Origin of the sequence: Cryobacterium sp. PAMC25264 (assembly GCF_019443325.1) — a bacterium.
Lineage (GTDB): Bacteria > Actinomycetota > Actinomycetes > Actinomycetales > Microbacteriaceae > Cryobacterium.
On the sequence record NZ_CP080383.1, the window covers coordinates 577,526 to 592,674 of the forward strand.

At 67.2% G+C, this 15,149-nt stretch carries 14 protein-coding genes and 1 tRNA gene; 10 read left to right on the forward strand and 5 right to left on the reverse strand.

Translation table 11 applies throughout. From position 1 onward, the window contains the following. The first annotated feature begins 127 nt into the window (after positions 1-127). The 7 genes from ychF (at position 128) to KY500_RS02665 (ending at position 6,886) form a co-directional block, all read left to right on the forward strand. The gene (gene ychF, locus KY500_RS02635; RefSeq protein ID WP_219902224.1) at positions 128-1,201 is read left to right on the forward strand and encodes a redox-regulated ATPase YchF; all 1,074 of its coding nucleotides are present in this window, start codon (positions 128-130) and stop codon (positions 1,199-1,201) included. 197 nt (positions 1,202-1,398) lie between these two features. Beyond that, positions 1,399-1,893 (forward strand): ImmA/IrrE family metallo-endopeptidase, encoded by a 495-nt coding sequence (locus KY500_RS02640; protein WP_219902225.1) that lies wholly within the window; start codon positions 1,399-1,401, stop codon positions 1,891-1,893. Positions 1,894-1,916: 23 nt separating this feature from the next. Further along, positions 1,917-2,927 carry a DUF6545 domain-containing protein gene (locus tag KY500_RS02645; protein ID WP_219902226.1) on the forward strand — a complete coding sequence of 337 codons (1,011 nt, stop codon included), beginning with the start codon at positions 1,917-1,919 and terminating at the stop codon, positions 2,925-2,927. Next, positions 2,905-3,357: a hypothetical protein gene (locus KY500_RS02650; protein WP_219902227.1), complete on the forward strand. Its 453-nt coding sequence runs from the start codon at positions 2,905-2,907 to the stop codon at positions 3,355-3,357. Before KY500_RS02645 ends, KY500_RS02650 begins: the two co-directional genes overlap by 23 nt. Before the next feature lie 414 nt (positions 3,358-3,771). Further along, positions 3,772-5,334, forward strand: a complete 1,563-nt coding sequence (locus KY500_RS02655) for a cryptochrome/photolyase family protein (RefSeq protein ID WP_219902228.1) — start codon at positions 3,772-3,774, stop codon at positions 5,332-5,334. 82 nt (positions 5,335-5,416) lie between these two features. Then, entirely contained in the window at positions 5,417-6,073 is a 657-nt protein-coding gene (locus tag KY500_RS02660) for a hypothetical protein (RefSeq protein ID WP_219902229.1), read from the forward strand. Between the two features lie 138 nt (positions 6,074-6,211). Then, a complete protein-coding gene (locus KY500_RS02665) occupies positions 6,212-6,886 on the forward strand; it encodes an SDR family NAD(P)-dependent oxidoreductase (RefSeq protein ID WP_219902230.1) in 675 nt (224 codons plus the stop codon). 31 nt (positions 6,887-6,917) lie between these two features. On the opposite strand, the gene KY500_RS02670 is transcribed toward KY500_RS02665, so the two are convergent. From KY500_RS02670 to KY500_RS02685, 4 genes are all read right to left on the reverse strand, one after another. Next, a complete protein-coding gene (locus KY500_RS02670) occupies positions 6,918-8,033 on the reverse strand; it encodes a hypothetical protein (protein WP_219902231.1) in 1,116 nt (371 codons plus the stop codon). A gap of 58 nt (positions 8,034-8,091) precedes the next feature. Continuing rightward, positions 8,092-9,102 (reverse strand): hypothetical protein, encoded by a 1,011-nt coding sequence (locus KY500_RS02675; RefSeq protein ID WP_219902232.1) that lies wholly within the window; start codon positions 9,100-9,102, stop codon positions 8,092-8,094. Between the two features lie 51 nt (positions 9,103-9,153). After that, positions 9,154-9,441 carry a UBP-type zinc finger domain-containing protein gene (locus KY500_RS19095; RefSeq protein ID WP_255579747.1) on the reverse strand — a complete coding sequence of 96 codons (288 nt, stop codon included), beginning with the start codon at positions 9,439-9,441 and terminating at the stop codon, positions 9,154-9,156. A gap of 97 nt (positions 9,442-9,538) precedes the next feature. Continuing rightward, positions 9,539-10,417, reverse strand: coding sequence for a LysR family transcriptional regulator (locus tag KY500_RS02685; RefSeq protein ID WP_219902234.1), 879 nt, complete (start codon positions 10,415-10,417; stop codon positions 9,539-9,541). 114 nt (positions 10,418-10,531) lie between these two features. Between KY500_RS02685 and alsS the strand changes: the two genes are divergently transcribed. After that, on the forward strand, positions 10,532-12,295 hold the full coding sequence (alsS, locus tag KY500_RS02690; protein WP_219902235.1) for an acetolactate synthase AlsS: 1,764 nt from the start codon (positions 10,532-10,534) through the stop codon (positions 12,293-12,295). Continuing rightward, entirely contained in the window at positions 12,292-13,038 is a 747-nt protein-coding gene (gene budA / locus KY500_RS02695; RefSeq protein WP_255579748.1) for an acetolactate decarboxylase, read from the forward strand. The genes alsS and budA overlap by 4 nt, the downstream gene beginning before the upstream one ends. 94 nt (positions 13,039-13,132) lie before the next feature. On the opposite strand, the gene KY500_RS02700 is transcribed toward budA, so the two are convergent. Then, positions 13,133-13,203: transfer RNA gene (locus KY500_RS02700), tRNA-Cys, on the reverse strand. Positions 13,204-13,473: 270 nt separating this feature from the next. On the opposite strand from KY500_RS02700, the gene KY500_RS02705 reads away from it, so the two are divergent. Further along, complete coding sequence (locus KY500_RS02705; protein WP_219902236.1) at positions 13,474-15,108, forward strand: ABC transporter substrate-binding protein; 1,635 nt, start codon at positions 13,474-13,476, stop codon at positions 15,106-15,108. Positions 15,109-15,149 lie beyond the last annotated feature (41 nt).

Below are 15,149 nucleotides of genomic sequence, written 5' to 3' on the forward strand. Positions count from 1 at the left end.
GGGCGGGGCGGGGTGCCCTGCAACCCGTGCTGTCCGCTCGGCGCCGGGCGGCGCATCCGCACACCGATTGTGCCGCGAAAACATGCGGCAGAACGGCACACAGGCAGAGCCGGTACGATGGATGCTCGTGGCTCTTACTATTGCAATCGTCGGACTGCCCAATGTCGGCAAGTCCACCCTCTTCAACGCGTTGACCAAGAACAACGTGCTCGCGGCGAACTACCCGTTCGCCACCATCGAGCCCAACGTTGGCATCGTCAACCTGCCGGACTCCCGCCTCGCCAAGCTGGCCGAGGTGTTCGGTAGCGAGCGCCTGCTGCCTGCCCCGGTGTCGTTCGTCGACATCGCCGGCATCGTGCGCGGCGCCAGCGAGGGTGAGGGCCTGGGCAACAAATTCCTCGCCAACATCCGCGAGGCCGACGCCATCGCGCAGGTCATCCGTGGCTTCGCCGACCCCGACGTGGTGCACGTCGACGGTGCGGTCAACCCCGCCGGCGACATGGAGACCATCAACACCGAGCTGGTGCTCGCGGACCTGCAGACGCTAGAGAAGGCGATCGTGCGGTACGAGAAGGAGACCAAGGGTCGCAAGCTCGACCCCAGCGTGCTCAAGACCGCCCTCGAGGCGCAGGCCTTCCTCGACACCGGTAAGCCGCTGTCGGCGTCGAAGATCGACGTCGAGTCCATCCGTGAACTCGGCCTGCTCACCACCAAGCCGTTCATCTACGTCTTCAACGTCGACGAGGCCGTGCTGCAGGATGCCGAGAAGCTCGCCGTGCTGGCCGCCCTCGTCGCCCCGGCGCAGGCCGTCTTCCTCGACGCGAAGCTCGAATCCGAACTCGCCGAACTCGACGAAGAAGACGCCGCCGAGATGCTGGCCTCTACCGGCCAGAAGGAGAGCGGGCTCAACCAGCTCGCCCGCATCGGCTTCGACACCCTCGGTCTGCAGACCTACCTCACCGCCGGCCCCAAGGAAACGCGGGCCTGGACCATCCATAAGGGCTGGACCGCCCCGCAGGCCGCCGGAGTCATCCACACCGACTTCCAGAAGGGCTTCATCAAGGCCGAGGTCTTCGCATTCCAGGACCTCATCGACGCCGGCTCGGTTGTTGAAGCCCGCGCCAAGGGCAAGGCCCGCATCGAGGGCAAGGAATACGTCATGCAGGACGGCGACGTGGTGGAGTTCCGCTTCAACGTGTAGCGAGACCACATGCAGTTGTGAAGGCGGTGACCGGCATAATGCCGGTCGCCGCCTTTTGTCGCCGACGCCATCGGCGCTAGCTCGTGGCTATCATGGAGAGCTTCAACAAACACATGCTGACGGCAGTCATACATGTCTCAGGTGCGCTGCATCCGGTAGGGGGACGCAGCGGATCGACACGACAATCGGATCACCCAGTGGACTATGCAGCACGACAAAAACGCGCTCAACAACTCGTTCAGGAGATCGACCTCCCACGCCCCCTGAACTCGGAACTCCTGCACCACCACATGGAGCAGCTCCGCAAGAAGAAGATCCTGATCCTGCAGGCTCCTCAGGGACTGGTTGACAGAGGAATCTGCGCGCTCTGGCTTGAGGTCTCGGGTGAAGAATTCGAGCGGATCCATTACGCGCCGACCGACTCGGCCGTGCACCGGCAGCAGTTCGTGAACCATGAATTCGGACACATGATCCTCAACCACAAGAAGATGATCATGCCGGCCGACAGGGTCGCCCTTCTCGCACCCCTCGTCCCGATGAACGCCATCGTCTCCGCGCTGTCCAGAAGCAGCTTCACCGACGAGGAAGAGGCCATGGCGGAAGCCATCGGGGATGAGCTTGCGATGATCCTGCGGAAGGACGCATCGATAAGCAGGCGCGAAGCCGAGACCGGATTCGGGCAGATTCTCTGATGTTCGCACTGATCGAGTACGCGGTGCTCGCGGCCCTCTGGGGCACGACCCTGCTCTTGGTTCTCAGCGCTTTCCGGGGCAAGCGACGTCTGCTGTTCTGGTTCATGCTGACCTTCGCCGTCACAATGTCGCTGATCTCCGACGGCCCGTACTCAGTCGTCGACGGTCTCCTGGGCGGAGTCGACATCACATATTTCATCTTCCATGCGACAGCTATCATCTGTGTGGCCCTGTTCGACTCCCTCATCCAGATGGCCGTCTCGAAGGCCGGGCTGACCTCCCTTCGAAAGCGATTCGCCTTCTGGGGAGCGACCGGGCTGATCCTCCTCCAGGCCCTCCTCTTCTTCACCAACGACTGGAACATTGACAACCTCCAGTTCATCGGCCCGGGCGACTGGAGCCAGCTGGTCTACAGCTTCACGACCTGGATCGCTCTCATTGTTCTTGCTATCTCGACGATCGTCGCGTGCGCGACAGACTTCACACGGCAGTCGGACACGTCGCTCAAGGTTGCACTCGTGATGATCTCGGCCGGGTGCGCCCTGGTTTCGCTCTACGTCGTCATCCAGATGGGTGTGGCGATCAACCGGGCACTGGGTGGCACCACCGTCAGCGCGACAGTCGATTTCTTATCGGTGGCGTGTCCGCTTCTTGCCCCCGTCCTCCTGTCGCTTGGCCTCGGTCTCCGCCTGCTGATCGGAGCGTCCAGGAACCTCAGCGACGCAGGCAGAAGCCGGCGGCTGCTGTGGAAGGTCACCCCGCTCTGGGAGCGGCTGCTTGCCGACCGACCGGAGCTCAGCATTGAAGCTCCGATGTCACGAGTGACGGTCTGCTTTCGGCGGAACCACGCGTTACACCTCCACCGCCGCTACGTTGAGGTTCGTGACAGTCTGCTTCTGCACCCCGACCAACCACTCTCAACCCGCGAAGCCAAGCTCATCCAGAGAATCGAAGAGCACATTCGTCAGGCATCCGATGCATCTCGTGCAACCACAAACGACTCGAGGACCGATGAGTACCAAAACGCCCGGTAAAGCAGATGGGACAGCGTCCCCGCTGCCCACTCCACAGATGGAGCTTGCACGCAAGCTGAACCTGCTGCTCGACGTCGTCGTGGCCGAAGGAAACACCCCGTACACCTACCGTGAGATCGCCGCCGGTCTCAATGCCAAGAAGGTTTCGCTTTCGCGGGCCCGCTGGCAGTACATGGTCAGGGGCGAAGGCCCACTGGTCAGTGACGTCCTGCTTCTGACTGAGATCGCGAACTTCTTCGGGATTGCACCTGAGTACCTGCTCGGGTCCGACGATGACCTGCCGGAGCGCATCGACTCTCAGCTGGAGTTGGTCCGGATGATCCGGGTCAAGCGAGTGATCAACTTCGCGGCCCGAACTCTCGGGGATACGTCACCAGAAGCTCTCCGGGAGATCACGAAGCTTCTCGAGGGCGGGTTGCCGGGCCGCTGAGACCAGACGGACAGGTAGCACGTTCCACGGCAACGCGGTGGGTGCGCGGCCGAACGGGTGGCCCCAGGGTGGTGTTATCCGCCTCGAAAGAGGTAGGCTTAGACATGTCCAAGGGGGGCACGGACAGAGGTGCACCGGGATCAGGGGACAGGATTCTGGGGGGCCGGGGCGCTTTTTCACGGTTTTGAGATGGATTGGTCCATCCAAAAACGTCCCGCCGCGTGGGGGACGCGGCGGGACGCAACGTGACCCAGGCGTGGGGGGACGCCTCAGGTCGCGAACTAATTCTATCGGCGAGCGCAGAAGCTCCCAGCCACACTCGCGTCGGAGTGTCTTGACCAAGGGTGGTTGCAAGCGAACCGACAGCTCGTTCGTGAGGCACCGACTCCGGGGCGCAGCGCCTATCGTGGGGGGATGCATCCGGGTCAGAATGTGCGCCTCGTGCTGCCGCACCAGCTTTTCGAGCAGCACCTCGCCGTGGCCGCCGGTACGGTGTTCGTCCTCATCGAGCATGATCTGCTCTTTCGCCAGTACCGGTTCCACTCCCACAAGCTGGTGCTGCATCGCGCGTCGATGACTCGGTTCGCCGGTCGCCTGCGCGAGCAGGGGTACGAGGTCGTCGAATTGCGAAGTGATGCGGCACGTGGCTCCCACGACCAGCTCGCAGAATTCGCGCGCAGCCGAGAGCCGGCACGGGTGACCTGGTTCGACGTGGTCGACGACTGGCTCGAGCGGGACCTGCTCGCCGCTCTCGCCGACGGCGGGTACCGGATGCGGCCGGAGGACGTGCTGGAGACCCCGAACTTCCTCACCGACCGCGCCCAGATCGATGACTGGTTCGCCCACAACGGCTCCCGCATGCAGGACTTCTACGTGTGGCAACGCCGCCGGTTGGACATCCTCGTCGTCGACGGCAAGCCCGTGGGCGGCAAATGGTCGTTCGACACGGAGAATCGCAAGAAGCTGCCGCGCGGGTACACGCCCCCGACGGTCGGCCGATTCGCGGGCCACCCCGCCCTCCAGAGGGAGGGCACCTTCGACTTCGACACGCTGTTGGACGATACCGACCGCACCCCGGTGCCGACCGAGATCGAGCGCGCGATCGAGTGGGTCAGCACCGAGTTCCCGGATGCTCCGGGCGACCCCCACCTGTTCGCCTGGCCGACGAGCGGCGCCGAGGCCCGGGCGCACCTGCAGGAGTTCGTGCGGGAGCGCCTGCACGACTTCGGGCCCTACGAGGACGCGATCTCGAGCACGCATCCGTTCATCAATCACGGCCTCCTCACTGCGGCGCTGAACATCGGCCTGCTGGACCCGCGAGACATCGTGCAGGCGGTGCTCGACGGCGCCGGCCACGACACCCCGCTCGCCTCCGTGGAGGGGTTCGTGCGACAGGTGATCGGCTGGCGCGAGTACCTGCGCGCCACCTACCGAACCAGTGGGCGGCGGATGCGCACCGCCAACCGGCTTGACCACCAGCGCGCACTCAGCGACGGCTGGTGGGACGCAAACACCGGACTGGCACCGGTGGACCTGGTCATCTCCCGCGTTTTGGACACCGGGTATGCGCATCACATCGAACGGCTGATGGTGCTCGGCAACGCGATGGCGCTGCTGCGGATCCACCCGGACGCGGTCTACGAGTGGTTCATGGAGATGTTCATCGACGCGTACGACTGGGTGATGGTGCCCAATGTCTACGCGATGAGCCAGTTCGCGGCAGGGGATGCGATCACCACCAAGCCCTACGTGTCGGGCAGCAACTACCTGCGCACGATGTCGGACCTGCCGGCCGGCGAGTGGACGGCGGACTGGGACGGTCTGTACTGGACGTTCATCGACGACCACCGGGCGGTGTTCGCGGCCAACCCGCGCACGCGCATGGTCACCTCCCTGCTGGACAACATGGCCCCCGGCACCCTGGACGCGCATCGGCGGCGGGCGGCGGTCCTGCTCGACGCCGGGCGCTCCCGCTGACACGCGGTCCACGTCGTTCGATGCCGCAGACGCGGGGACTACCCTGGAGCCGGGTCCCTTCGGGACGCATTGGGGAGAACGCATGCGCAACACAGTCCTGGCACGGAGCCGCACTCTGGGAACCGTCGCCGTCCTGGCGGGCCTGCTCCTGCTCACCGGATGCGCCGGCACAGCCGCGCAAACACCGGCCGCCAGCCCGACCCCGTCCGCCACCCCGGCGCCAGCCACGAGCACCCCCACTCCGACCCCCACGCCCACGCCGACGGCGCTGAGCCTGGACGATCCGACCACCTGGGTCATCGGGTTCACCGGCATCGGGCCGCTGAGCGTCGGCGACAACATCGACGATGCCGCCGCGTCGATGACCGCCTTCACCAGCACCGTCTACGACGGCTGCCCCGCGGTGGTCGCCTACGGCCGCACCGGATTCCCCACGGTCTTGATCCCGGACCGGCTCGGCACCGGCGTCGTGGAACAGCTGGTGCTGCAGGGCGGCGCGGACTTCACGACTCTGGCCGGCGCCTCTCCGCACACCGACGCGGGCATCGGCATCGGCTCCACGCTCGACGACCTCATGACGGCCTACCCTGCGGTCACCTTCCAGGATGACCCGTTCACGGCGCACTACGCGCTGCCCGACGACACCGGCAACTGGATCAACTTCGTGCTGTCCGACGACGTTGTCAAGGACATCATCGTGCGGGCGAGCCCGGTCGTGGCCAAGGAATACTGCGGCTAGATCGCACGCAAGTTCGGCCCTCCAGGAGCACTGTGTCAGATCGATGTCCACGATGCATTGCTGTGGAGTTCCGCGTCAACGTCTAGGCTCGATGTCCGTGCGGTAGCTGTCGCAGACCAACCATCGAAGGAGATCATCGTGCCTGTCATCGCCATTATCGGAGCCGGACCTGGACTCGGCGCAGCCGTTGCGCGACGCTTCGGGCGCGAGGGGTTCTCGATAGCGCTGATCTCCAGGAATCAGTCGAAGCTCGACGTTATGGCTGCCGAGCTCACGGCTGCCGGTTTCATCGCGAGCGGCTATGCCGCGGATGTGCTCGCGCCGACGTCGATGGAAGCCGCCCTCGAGCGTGCGGAAGCAGACCTCGGCCCCATCTCCGCGCTTCAATACAGCCCGCTCCCCTCGCGGGACTACCTCAAGCCTGTGTTGGAGATGACTCCCGAGCTGGCTTTGGAGGCACTGCGGTTCTCAGCCCTCGGACTCATGCACGCGGTGCGTGTGGTGCTGCCCTCGATGAGGCGCGCCGGTGACGGCAGTGTCATCTTGATCAACGGTGGTACCTCGGTGAAGGCTCGTGCTGGCTTCGCCGGCACCTCGGTCGCCTTTCCTGCCGAGAGCGCCTACGGGGAGATGCTCCACGACGCCCTCGAGAGTGAGAACATCCGGGTGAGCCAACTCGTCATCCCCGGCGCAATCCCTCAGCTTGACCTCGCCCATGGCATCGACAGCGTCGCGGATCGGATTTGGGACCTCCACACTGTTGCCGGTCCGTTCCGCACCATGCTCATCCCACTCGAGGACGGCCGGGAGTAGTCGGGCGCATCCGCCCGACGAGGGCCGGAAGTCAGCCCGAGGCCGGCACGGAGGCCGCCTCGAGCGCGCTCAGCTCGGCACCCCGGGCTTCGACAGCCGCCCGCTCGCCCTGCGCGGCGCTGACGGATGCGTCCAGTTCCGCCTGCCGGCCGGCCAGCTCGGACTCCGCCGCGGTGATCTCGGTGGTCCTGCGCAAGAGAAAGTCTCCCCACGCTTCGTCTCCCGGAGTGCCGTCGGCGTCCACCACGACCAGCCGGGACTGGTCCTCGGCCCTCAACGCGTTGTACTCGCTCACCTGATCGTTGTGCCGGGTGAGCTCGGCCTCCAGCTGCGCCCGATCGGCCTGCGCCTGCGCGGCCGCGTCGGCGTTGGCCTGCTCGTGCCCCACGAGGGCATCCGCCTGGGCCTGATAGTCGGCCCACAGCCCGGTCCACAGGGAGTCCAGGGCGCCGTCGATCGCCACGAGAGCCTGCCGGTCGGTGAAGTAGGGCGCATAGAAGGCCTCCAACGCCGGATCGCCCGCATCCGCAATCTCGGTGCCGAGATAGGCGAACTGCTCGGTCGACCGGTTCTCGCTGACCGTGCCGACCGACGAGGCCAGGCTGGTCTGCACCGGGTCGTCGGCGGGAACCGACGCCCAGCGTGCCTCCAGCAACGGATCGAGCCGGTCCCGCTCGTCGGGATCGAGCCGGGCGTATGCGGCGTGCAGAAACTCGTGGGCGGCCGTGACGACGACCTGATCGGCGAGGCGTTCGTCGCCGGGGCGGAAGATCGCCACCCGGCCGGATTCGCCGCCCATCCCGTAGTAGCAGCCGACGACCGCCCAGCGACCGTCTTCGGAGCTTTCGGAGGTGCTGCCACAGGCCTCGCGAAAATCGGCGCTGTCCAGCAACTCGGGCCGCGTATCGGTGAAGATGGCCTCACCCTCGTCGGTGAGCCCGATCCGGTCGCTCACCTGCTCCATCTCTACCGACAGCCTCGTTGCAGCCGGGTCCCATGGCGGTCCGGCGGGCAGGATAGTCAGGGCGAGCAACCCGGCGGCCGCCAGCGTCGGTACGAGGATGATCCAGGTCACGGCCGAGCGCCGCGCCAGAACACCGGTGCGGGGCGGGCGCGGTTCGCCGTGCTCGGATTCGAAGAGCGTCACCGGCGAAGTATGACACGAGCGGGAGCCCACCGCGTGGCGACTGTGGGCGAACTCGGGTCTACCGCAGGCTCGGGTCGAGCTCGGGCTCGACGGCGTCGATCTGCAGTGCTCCGTCGCCGGTGGAGAGGGTCCACGCGGCGCCGATGTACTCGATCGCCGTCAGGTCGCCAGAGGCGAAGCCCACGTTGAAGCCGCCGGCCAGCACGAGTCCTTCATCGTCCGCACCGTCGAACAGGGTGGGCGTGCTCGCTCGCAGGCTGTCCTCGCTCAGGGTCGTGGTCCCGCGCTCGTCACGGATGGCCGCTGCCACGATGGCCGCATCGGTGGCGGCGAAGTCGACGGTGACGGTGGTGCGTACCAGGAGCAGGGGAGTCTGCTGGTCCACACTCAGGGTGGCGAAGATCTTGTCAACGCCGACGGCCGTGGTGGTGGCACGCGGACCGCCGTCCCGGGTGAGCGGCGACGGCAGACTCTGAGAGACGATGACACCGGCATCCCTGAGCCCGTAGCTGGCCACATGGGGCGCAAGGGCGGCATGGGCTGCAGGCGTGAACCACGGCGACGCGGCCTCGAACCAGGTGGCGTCGGCGGTCGTGGAGTCGTCCAGGAGCGCCGAATCCAGACCTGCTTCCGTCACGTAGACGAGCGCCGCCCGCTGTGCGGCCTCGGCTTCCTCGATGGTGAAGCCGTACGTTGCCAACGAGTCGAGATCGACGACCGCCGGGTCGAACCGGGCGCGGGCTGACGCCGGATCGAGTGTCGTGTGGCAGTAGCTGCCCGCGTCATCCTCGACCTGTTCCTTGGCGATGACGTCACCCCAGGGCCCCTGTCCGTCGGACTCCGGGCAGGCGCCGACGGCGGTGGGTGCCGGTGTGGCCGGGGACGGGGCGGCGCTGGACGGGGCCTCCGCGGCAGGCGCCGCACCGGCGCAGCCGGTGAGGACCAGGACCGCCGAGACGAGGAGAGAGCCCGCGGGCCCTCGGTAGTGAGCGCGAGGGGCAGCCACGCCCACCACACCCGGATTCTGCTTGTATGCGGTGTCCCCGGTCAGCCGGCGAAAGGTCTCCATCAGTGTTCCCCCATGCGCCGAGCCTAACAATGGGGTGCGCAGAACGGGCGGTCAACCGGCCAGCTGGTTCTCCCAATCCGCGCGTACGCGGCCGGCCGGACCCGGCACGGGTTGGGTGGCCGGATGGCTCTGCGGGTCGGCGAGCCGGGGCCCGGTCACGAACGCGTTCACGGTGTAGTTCCAGAACCAGTCCTCGCCGGCTTCAAAGCTCAGGATCACCGGGTGTCCCGCCGCCGCCGCATGTGCCGTCACGTGCCGGTTGAGGGAGTCGTCGCAGCACCTCACATGCCCGCAGGCCGCGCACCGGCGCAGGTGCAGCCACCAATACGCGTGGTCCACGCCTGACTGGTGCCGGACCGGACAATTGGGCCCGGTACGCCGGGCCCATTTGTCCGCTTCGGGACCAGTCGCGGGTGGGAGCAGGTGCGGGGGCCGGCTACTCGCCCGAGAGGGCGAGGTTGACGAAGGCCCGCACGGCGGCGGAGGCCCGGCGTTTGCGTGACGCGGCGAGATACACCGTGAAGTCGGGCACATGAGCCACGGGGATGCGGCGCACATTGAGGGCGTCGTGCGCCGCGAACTCGGGCAGCAGGGCGACGCCGAGGCCATTGGTGACGTACTCGGCCGCGGTGCCGATGTCGGAGACCTCGATCATCACCCGGCGTTCCACCCCGGCGGCGGCGAACGCGTCATCCACGATCTGCCGGCTCGTATAACCCGGCGGCAGATCGATGAACTCCTCCCCGTCCAGGGTGGCGAGGTCCACGGTGGGCGAGGCCGCCAGCGGATGCCCGGCCGGAACCACGAGCACCATCGGCGAGGAGGCGATCGGCACAGCCGAGAGGGTGGCGGGCACAGGGCCGCTGAGCGCCAGGAAGGCCAGGTCCAGCTCCCCGCTGGCGAGCTCCTCGACGAGGTCGGCCGACCCGCGCCGGGCCGCGCGCAGCCGCACACCCACTCCGGGGTGACCGCTGCGGTAGAGCCCGAGCAACCGCGGCACGTTCACGAGCGTGACCGAGGTCATCAGGCCGATCACGATGGAGCCCGTGATGGCGTGGGTGGACTGTTGGGCCACATCCCGCACCGCGTTCACGGCATCGAGGGCTTCGCGCACCTTCGGCAGGAGCAACTCACCGGTGGAGGTGAGCCGGATCTGCCGTCGGCTGCGGTCGAACAGCTCGACCCCGAGCTCGCTCTCGAGGGACCGTACCCCGGCCGACACCGCGGATTGCGCGATCGTGAGCCGCTCGGCCGCCCGGGTGAAGTTGAGCTCGCCGGCGACGGCGCTGAAGAATTCGAGCTGCCTGAGATCCATGCGTCAATGATCTCATTCACAGATCGTTGTCATCGACTATTGGCGTTGTTTGCAATCGATCACGGCGGGATCATTGAGGGAGACGCCGGTTCGACCCGTCGTCGGAAGGACATCATGGCGCACACCAGCACCGCCCAGACCACCACCGTCGAGCCCGTCTCCCCGGCGACCAGCGCAGCGGAGCCGGCCACCGCCTTCGGACTCGGCGCCCTCGGCTCGCCCCGCCGCTCGGCCGACCGGGTCGTCGAGTGCCTCGAGGCCTACGGCGTCAAGTGGATCTTCGGGGTGCCCGGCGCCAAGATCGACCCCGTCTACGACGCCCTGCTCGACGGCGGCCCGCAGATGATCGTGGTGCGTCACGAACAGAACGCCGCGTTCATGGCCGCCGCCGTCGGCCGCCTCACCGGCGAACCCGGCGTGGTGCTCGTCACCAGCGGGCCCGGCACCGCCAACCTCGCCACCGGGCTGCTCACCGCCACCACCGAGGGGGACCCGATGGTCGCCATCTGCGGCGCCGTCTCGCGCGGCGACCGACTCAAGCGCACCCACCAGTCGATGGACGCCGTCGGTATGCTCTCCGCCGTCGCCAAGTCTGCCGGCGAGGTCAGCGTCGCCGACAACGTGCCGGAGGCCATCGCCAACGCCTTCCGCCAGGCGGTACAGGAGCCCAAGGGCGCCGCCGCCGTGGTGCTGCCGTACGACGTGCTCACCGACTCGACCACGGTGTCGATGACCACCCCGCACTGGGTGCCGCAGCTCGGCGCCGCCCCGGCCGCGAGCATCCGCGAGGCCGCCGAGCTTCTCCGCACCGCCCAGTTCCCGGTGATCCTCGCCGGCGCCCGGTCCGGCTCCGACCGGGCCGTTGCTGCCCTGCACCGGCTGCTCGGCGCCGCCAAGCTCCCGGTGGTCGAGACGTTCCAGGCCGCGGGTGTCATCTCCCACGACCTCGAGGAGCACTACCTCGGCCGGGTCGGACTGTTCCGCAACCAGCCCGGCGATGTGCTGCTGCACAAGGCCGACCTGATCCTGGCCATCGGCTACGACTTCGTCGAATACGAGCCGTCCAAGTGGAACAGGGACCACCTGCGCCGCATCATCCACCTCGACGAGCTGTCGGCAGACCTGGACGACTACTACCGCCCCACCGTCGAGCTGCGCGGCGACGTGGCCGAGACGATGGATGCGCTCGCTCGCGAGATCGACGGCCTGACCCTGTCGGCATCCGCGTCGGCCGTGGTCGCCACCGAGCGTGCGCGTCTGGCCGAAGCCGACCAGCCGATTCACCGCGACGACGAGTCCGAGGGGGTGCACCCGGCCGAACTGACCCTGGCGATGCGTGCCCTGCTGCCCGACGACACCACCGTGCTCTGCGATGTGGGCTCGCACTACATCTACATGGCCCGGCACTTCCGCACCTACCACCCGCGCACTCTGCTGTTCTCCAACGGCCAGCAGACCCTCGGGGTCGCCCTGCCCTGGGCGATCGCGGCAACCCTGGTGCGCCCCGGCACCCCGGTGGTCTCGGTGTCCGGCGACGGCGGGTTCCTCTACTCCGCGATGGAGCTGGAGACCGCCGTGCGGCTCGGCTCCACGTTCACCCACATCATCTTCAACGACGGCACCTACGACATGGTCGCGTTTCAGCAGCAGGGCAAGTACGGCCGTACCTCCGGTGTGCAACTGGGCGACTACGACGCCGTGCAGTACGCCGAGTCATTCGGAGCACACGGCTACCGGGTCACTCACCTCGATGACTTCGCCAAGGTGCTTGAGCAGGCCATGAACGACGACGGCCCGAGCATCATCGACGTGCGGGTGGACTACCGCAATAACCGCGACGAACTCATGGCCGACCTGGAAAGCGATGTGCTCCTGTGAGCACCATCCCCGCGCCCGCATTCACGGTGACCCGGCATGAGATCTTCCAGACCAGCCTGATGAGCGCGCTGCTCGACGGCGTCTACGAGGGCGAGATGACGGTGCGCGACCTGCTCGGCCACGGCAGCTTCGGCATCGGCACCTTCAACGGCCTCGACGGCGAGATGCTCATCGTCGACGGCAAGTGCTACCAGCTGCGCGCCGACGGCGGGGTGACCAAGGCCGACCTCGGCGCGTACACGCCGTACGCCGTCGTGACGAACTTCGTGCCGCACATCGAGAGCGCCCTGCCCGACAACGTGGTGCGCTCGGAGGCCTCGGCCTTCATCGACCACATGACGGCCTCCGAGAACTACATGTATGCGCTGCGCATCGACGGCGATTTCGAGTGGATCCGGATGCGCACCGTGGTCAAGCAGCAGAAGCCGTACCGGCCGATGGTGGAGGCCACCGACGAGGACGCCATCGTCGAGCTCCACGACGTCTCCGGTTCTTTGGTGGGCTTCCGCACCCCGCTGTACGAGCAGGGCATCGGCGTGCCCGGCTGCCACACGCACTTCATCACCGACGACCGCACCGGCGGCGGCCACGTGCTCGACTTCAAGCTCAAGTCGGGCAGCGCGGCGCTCTGCCTCGGCACCGACCTGCGCCTGCAGCTGCCGCTGACGGACGCATTCCGTGACGCCAATCTGTCGCCCGACGACCTGGCCCGGCAGCTGGCGAAGACGGAGCAGCACGCCTGACCCTGCGCGCCTGACCCTGCTCGACTGATCTTGCACGACTGACCGAACGCTCGCCGCCCGCCGGGGCCGCTCCAGAGGCCCCGGCGCGCGAGCGACGCGGTGGCGGGAATCGAACCCGCGTACACAGCTTTGCAGGCTGCTCCCTCGCCTCTCGGGCACACCGCGATGGGATGGATCACACGACCTGATCGGCTCGTGTTGAGAGCCAGTCTGACAACCCGTCGATCGGTCGACGGGTATGTGACGAAGGAAGACGAGATCGCGCCCGGCGTCCCGTGCCGAGGGCGAAAAGCACGCCAGGTGGCTTTGTTGCGCTTCCTAACACTTCGCGACGCCGCGTGACCTGAGAGATGTTCGGCACCGGCCGAGGGTCCCTATATTCGGACCCACCCCGTGCCCAATAGTCACAGCCGTCACCGAGGAGTTCCGTCGTTCATGTCTCGTACCCGCAGCACAACAACAGCCTTGATCACGCTGGGCGTGGTGTCCGCCCTCAGCCTGTCGGCCTGCGCATCCGCCGCGCCCGCCAGCACGGCGACCCGCGTCGACGGCGGCACCATCGTCTACGGCCATCAGCAGGAACCGGCCTGCGTCTTCGGCGGCTGGATCGAGCAGGCCTACCTCTCGTCCCAGGTGCTCGACGGCTTGGTCTCGCTCGACGAGAACCACCAGGTCGTGCCGTGGCTGGCCGATTCCTGGAGCGTCTCGGACGACCAGCTCACCTGGACCTTCACTCTCAAGGACGGTGTCACCTTCACCGACGGCACGCCGCTCACGGCCGCGGTGGTGGCGTACAACTTCGACTACTGGCTCGCCGGCGGCAACAGCACGGCCAGCGTCTGGCTGGCCGGCTACTACGCCTCCGCCCAAGCCGTGGACGACCGCACCCTCACCGTGAACCTCTCCGCTCCCTACCCGCGCCTGGCCGACAACCTCACCCAGGGCTACTTCGGCATCCAGTCGCAGCAGGCCCTGGAGACCCGCACCGACGAGGAGAACTGCGAGGCGCCGATCGGTTCGGGCGCGTTCGTCGTGGACCACTGGAACCGGGGTGAGGAGATCGTGCTGGTGCGAAACGAGGACTACACCTCGCCTCCGGCCAACGCCAAGCACACCGGCGTCGCCTACGTCGATCAGATCGACTGGAAGTTCGTGGCCGACCCCACCACCCGCGCCGCCTCGCTCAGCGCGGGCGAGACCGACGTCATCTACGACGTTCCCGCCGTGGCCTGGAAGACCCTGGAGAGCGCGGGCTTCCAACTGGAGAAATACATCACCCCCGGCCGGCCCCAACAGCTCACCTTCAACACCTCGAGCGGACCGTTCGTCGACGAGAAGGTGCGGCAGGCGTTCGCCTACAGCCTGGACCGCGAGTCCCTCGTCGAGACGATCGGGCAGGGCGTCATCCCCTACGAGGGCAACGGCGGCGTCAGCCAGGCCACCCCCGGCTACAGCCAGGCGGCCGCGGACCTCTACAACCTCGACACCGACACGGCCGACAGCCTGCTGGATGCCGCGGGCTGGACCGGCCGAGACGCCGACGGCTACCGCACGAAGGGTGGGGAGACGCTCGACGTCGTGCTGCCCTACGGCGCCGGCTCGATCGTGAACGCCGACGGCGCCTCCATCCTGCAGGGCCTGCAGGAGCAGGCCAAGGCCACCGGCTTCAAGGTCGAGCTGATTCCGGTGCCGCAGAGCGCCCTGTTCGCGGGCGAGTACTCGCAGCCCGACGAGAAGGACATCTCGGTGGGCTACTGGACGGCCGTGACCAGCGGCATCCTCGCCATCAACTGGAGACAGGGCACCCCGGAGGCGCCGAACTACAACAACGCCTCGTTCACCAACTACCCCGAGCTCGAAAGCATCATCCTCGAGGCCAACTCCACTCTCGACACGGATGCCCAAAACGCCCTGTACGAGAAGGCCCAGGAGTACATCGCCGAGCATGCCCTGGCGATCGGGGTCTACGACCGGCTGAGCACGCTGGCCGTGTCGCCGACGCTCAAGGACGTCTGGCAGGAAAACGCACAGGGAGGACCGATCTTCTATGACGCGTACTTCGTCGAGTAGCCCGCCCCGTCCGGCTCGGGCTACTGGCCCGGGCGCGCCCA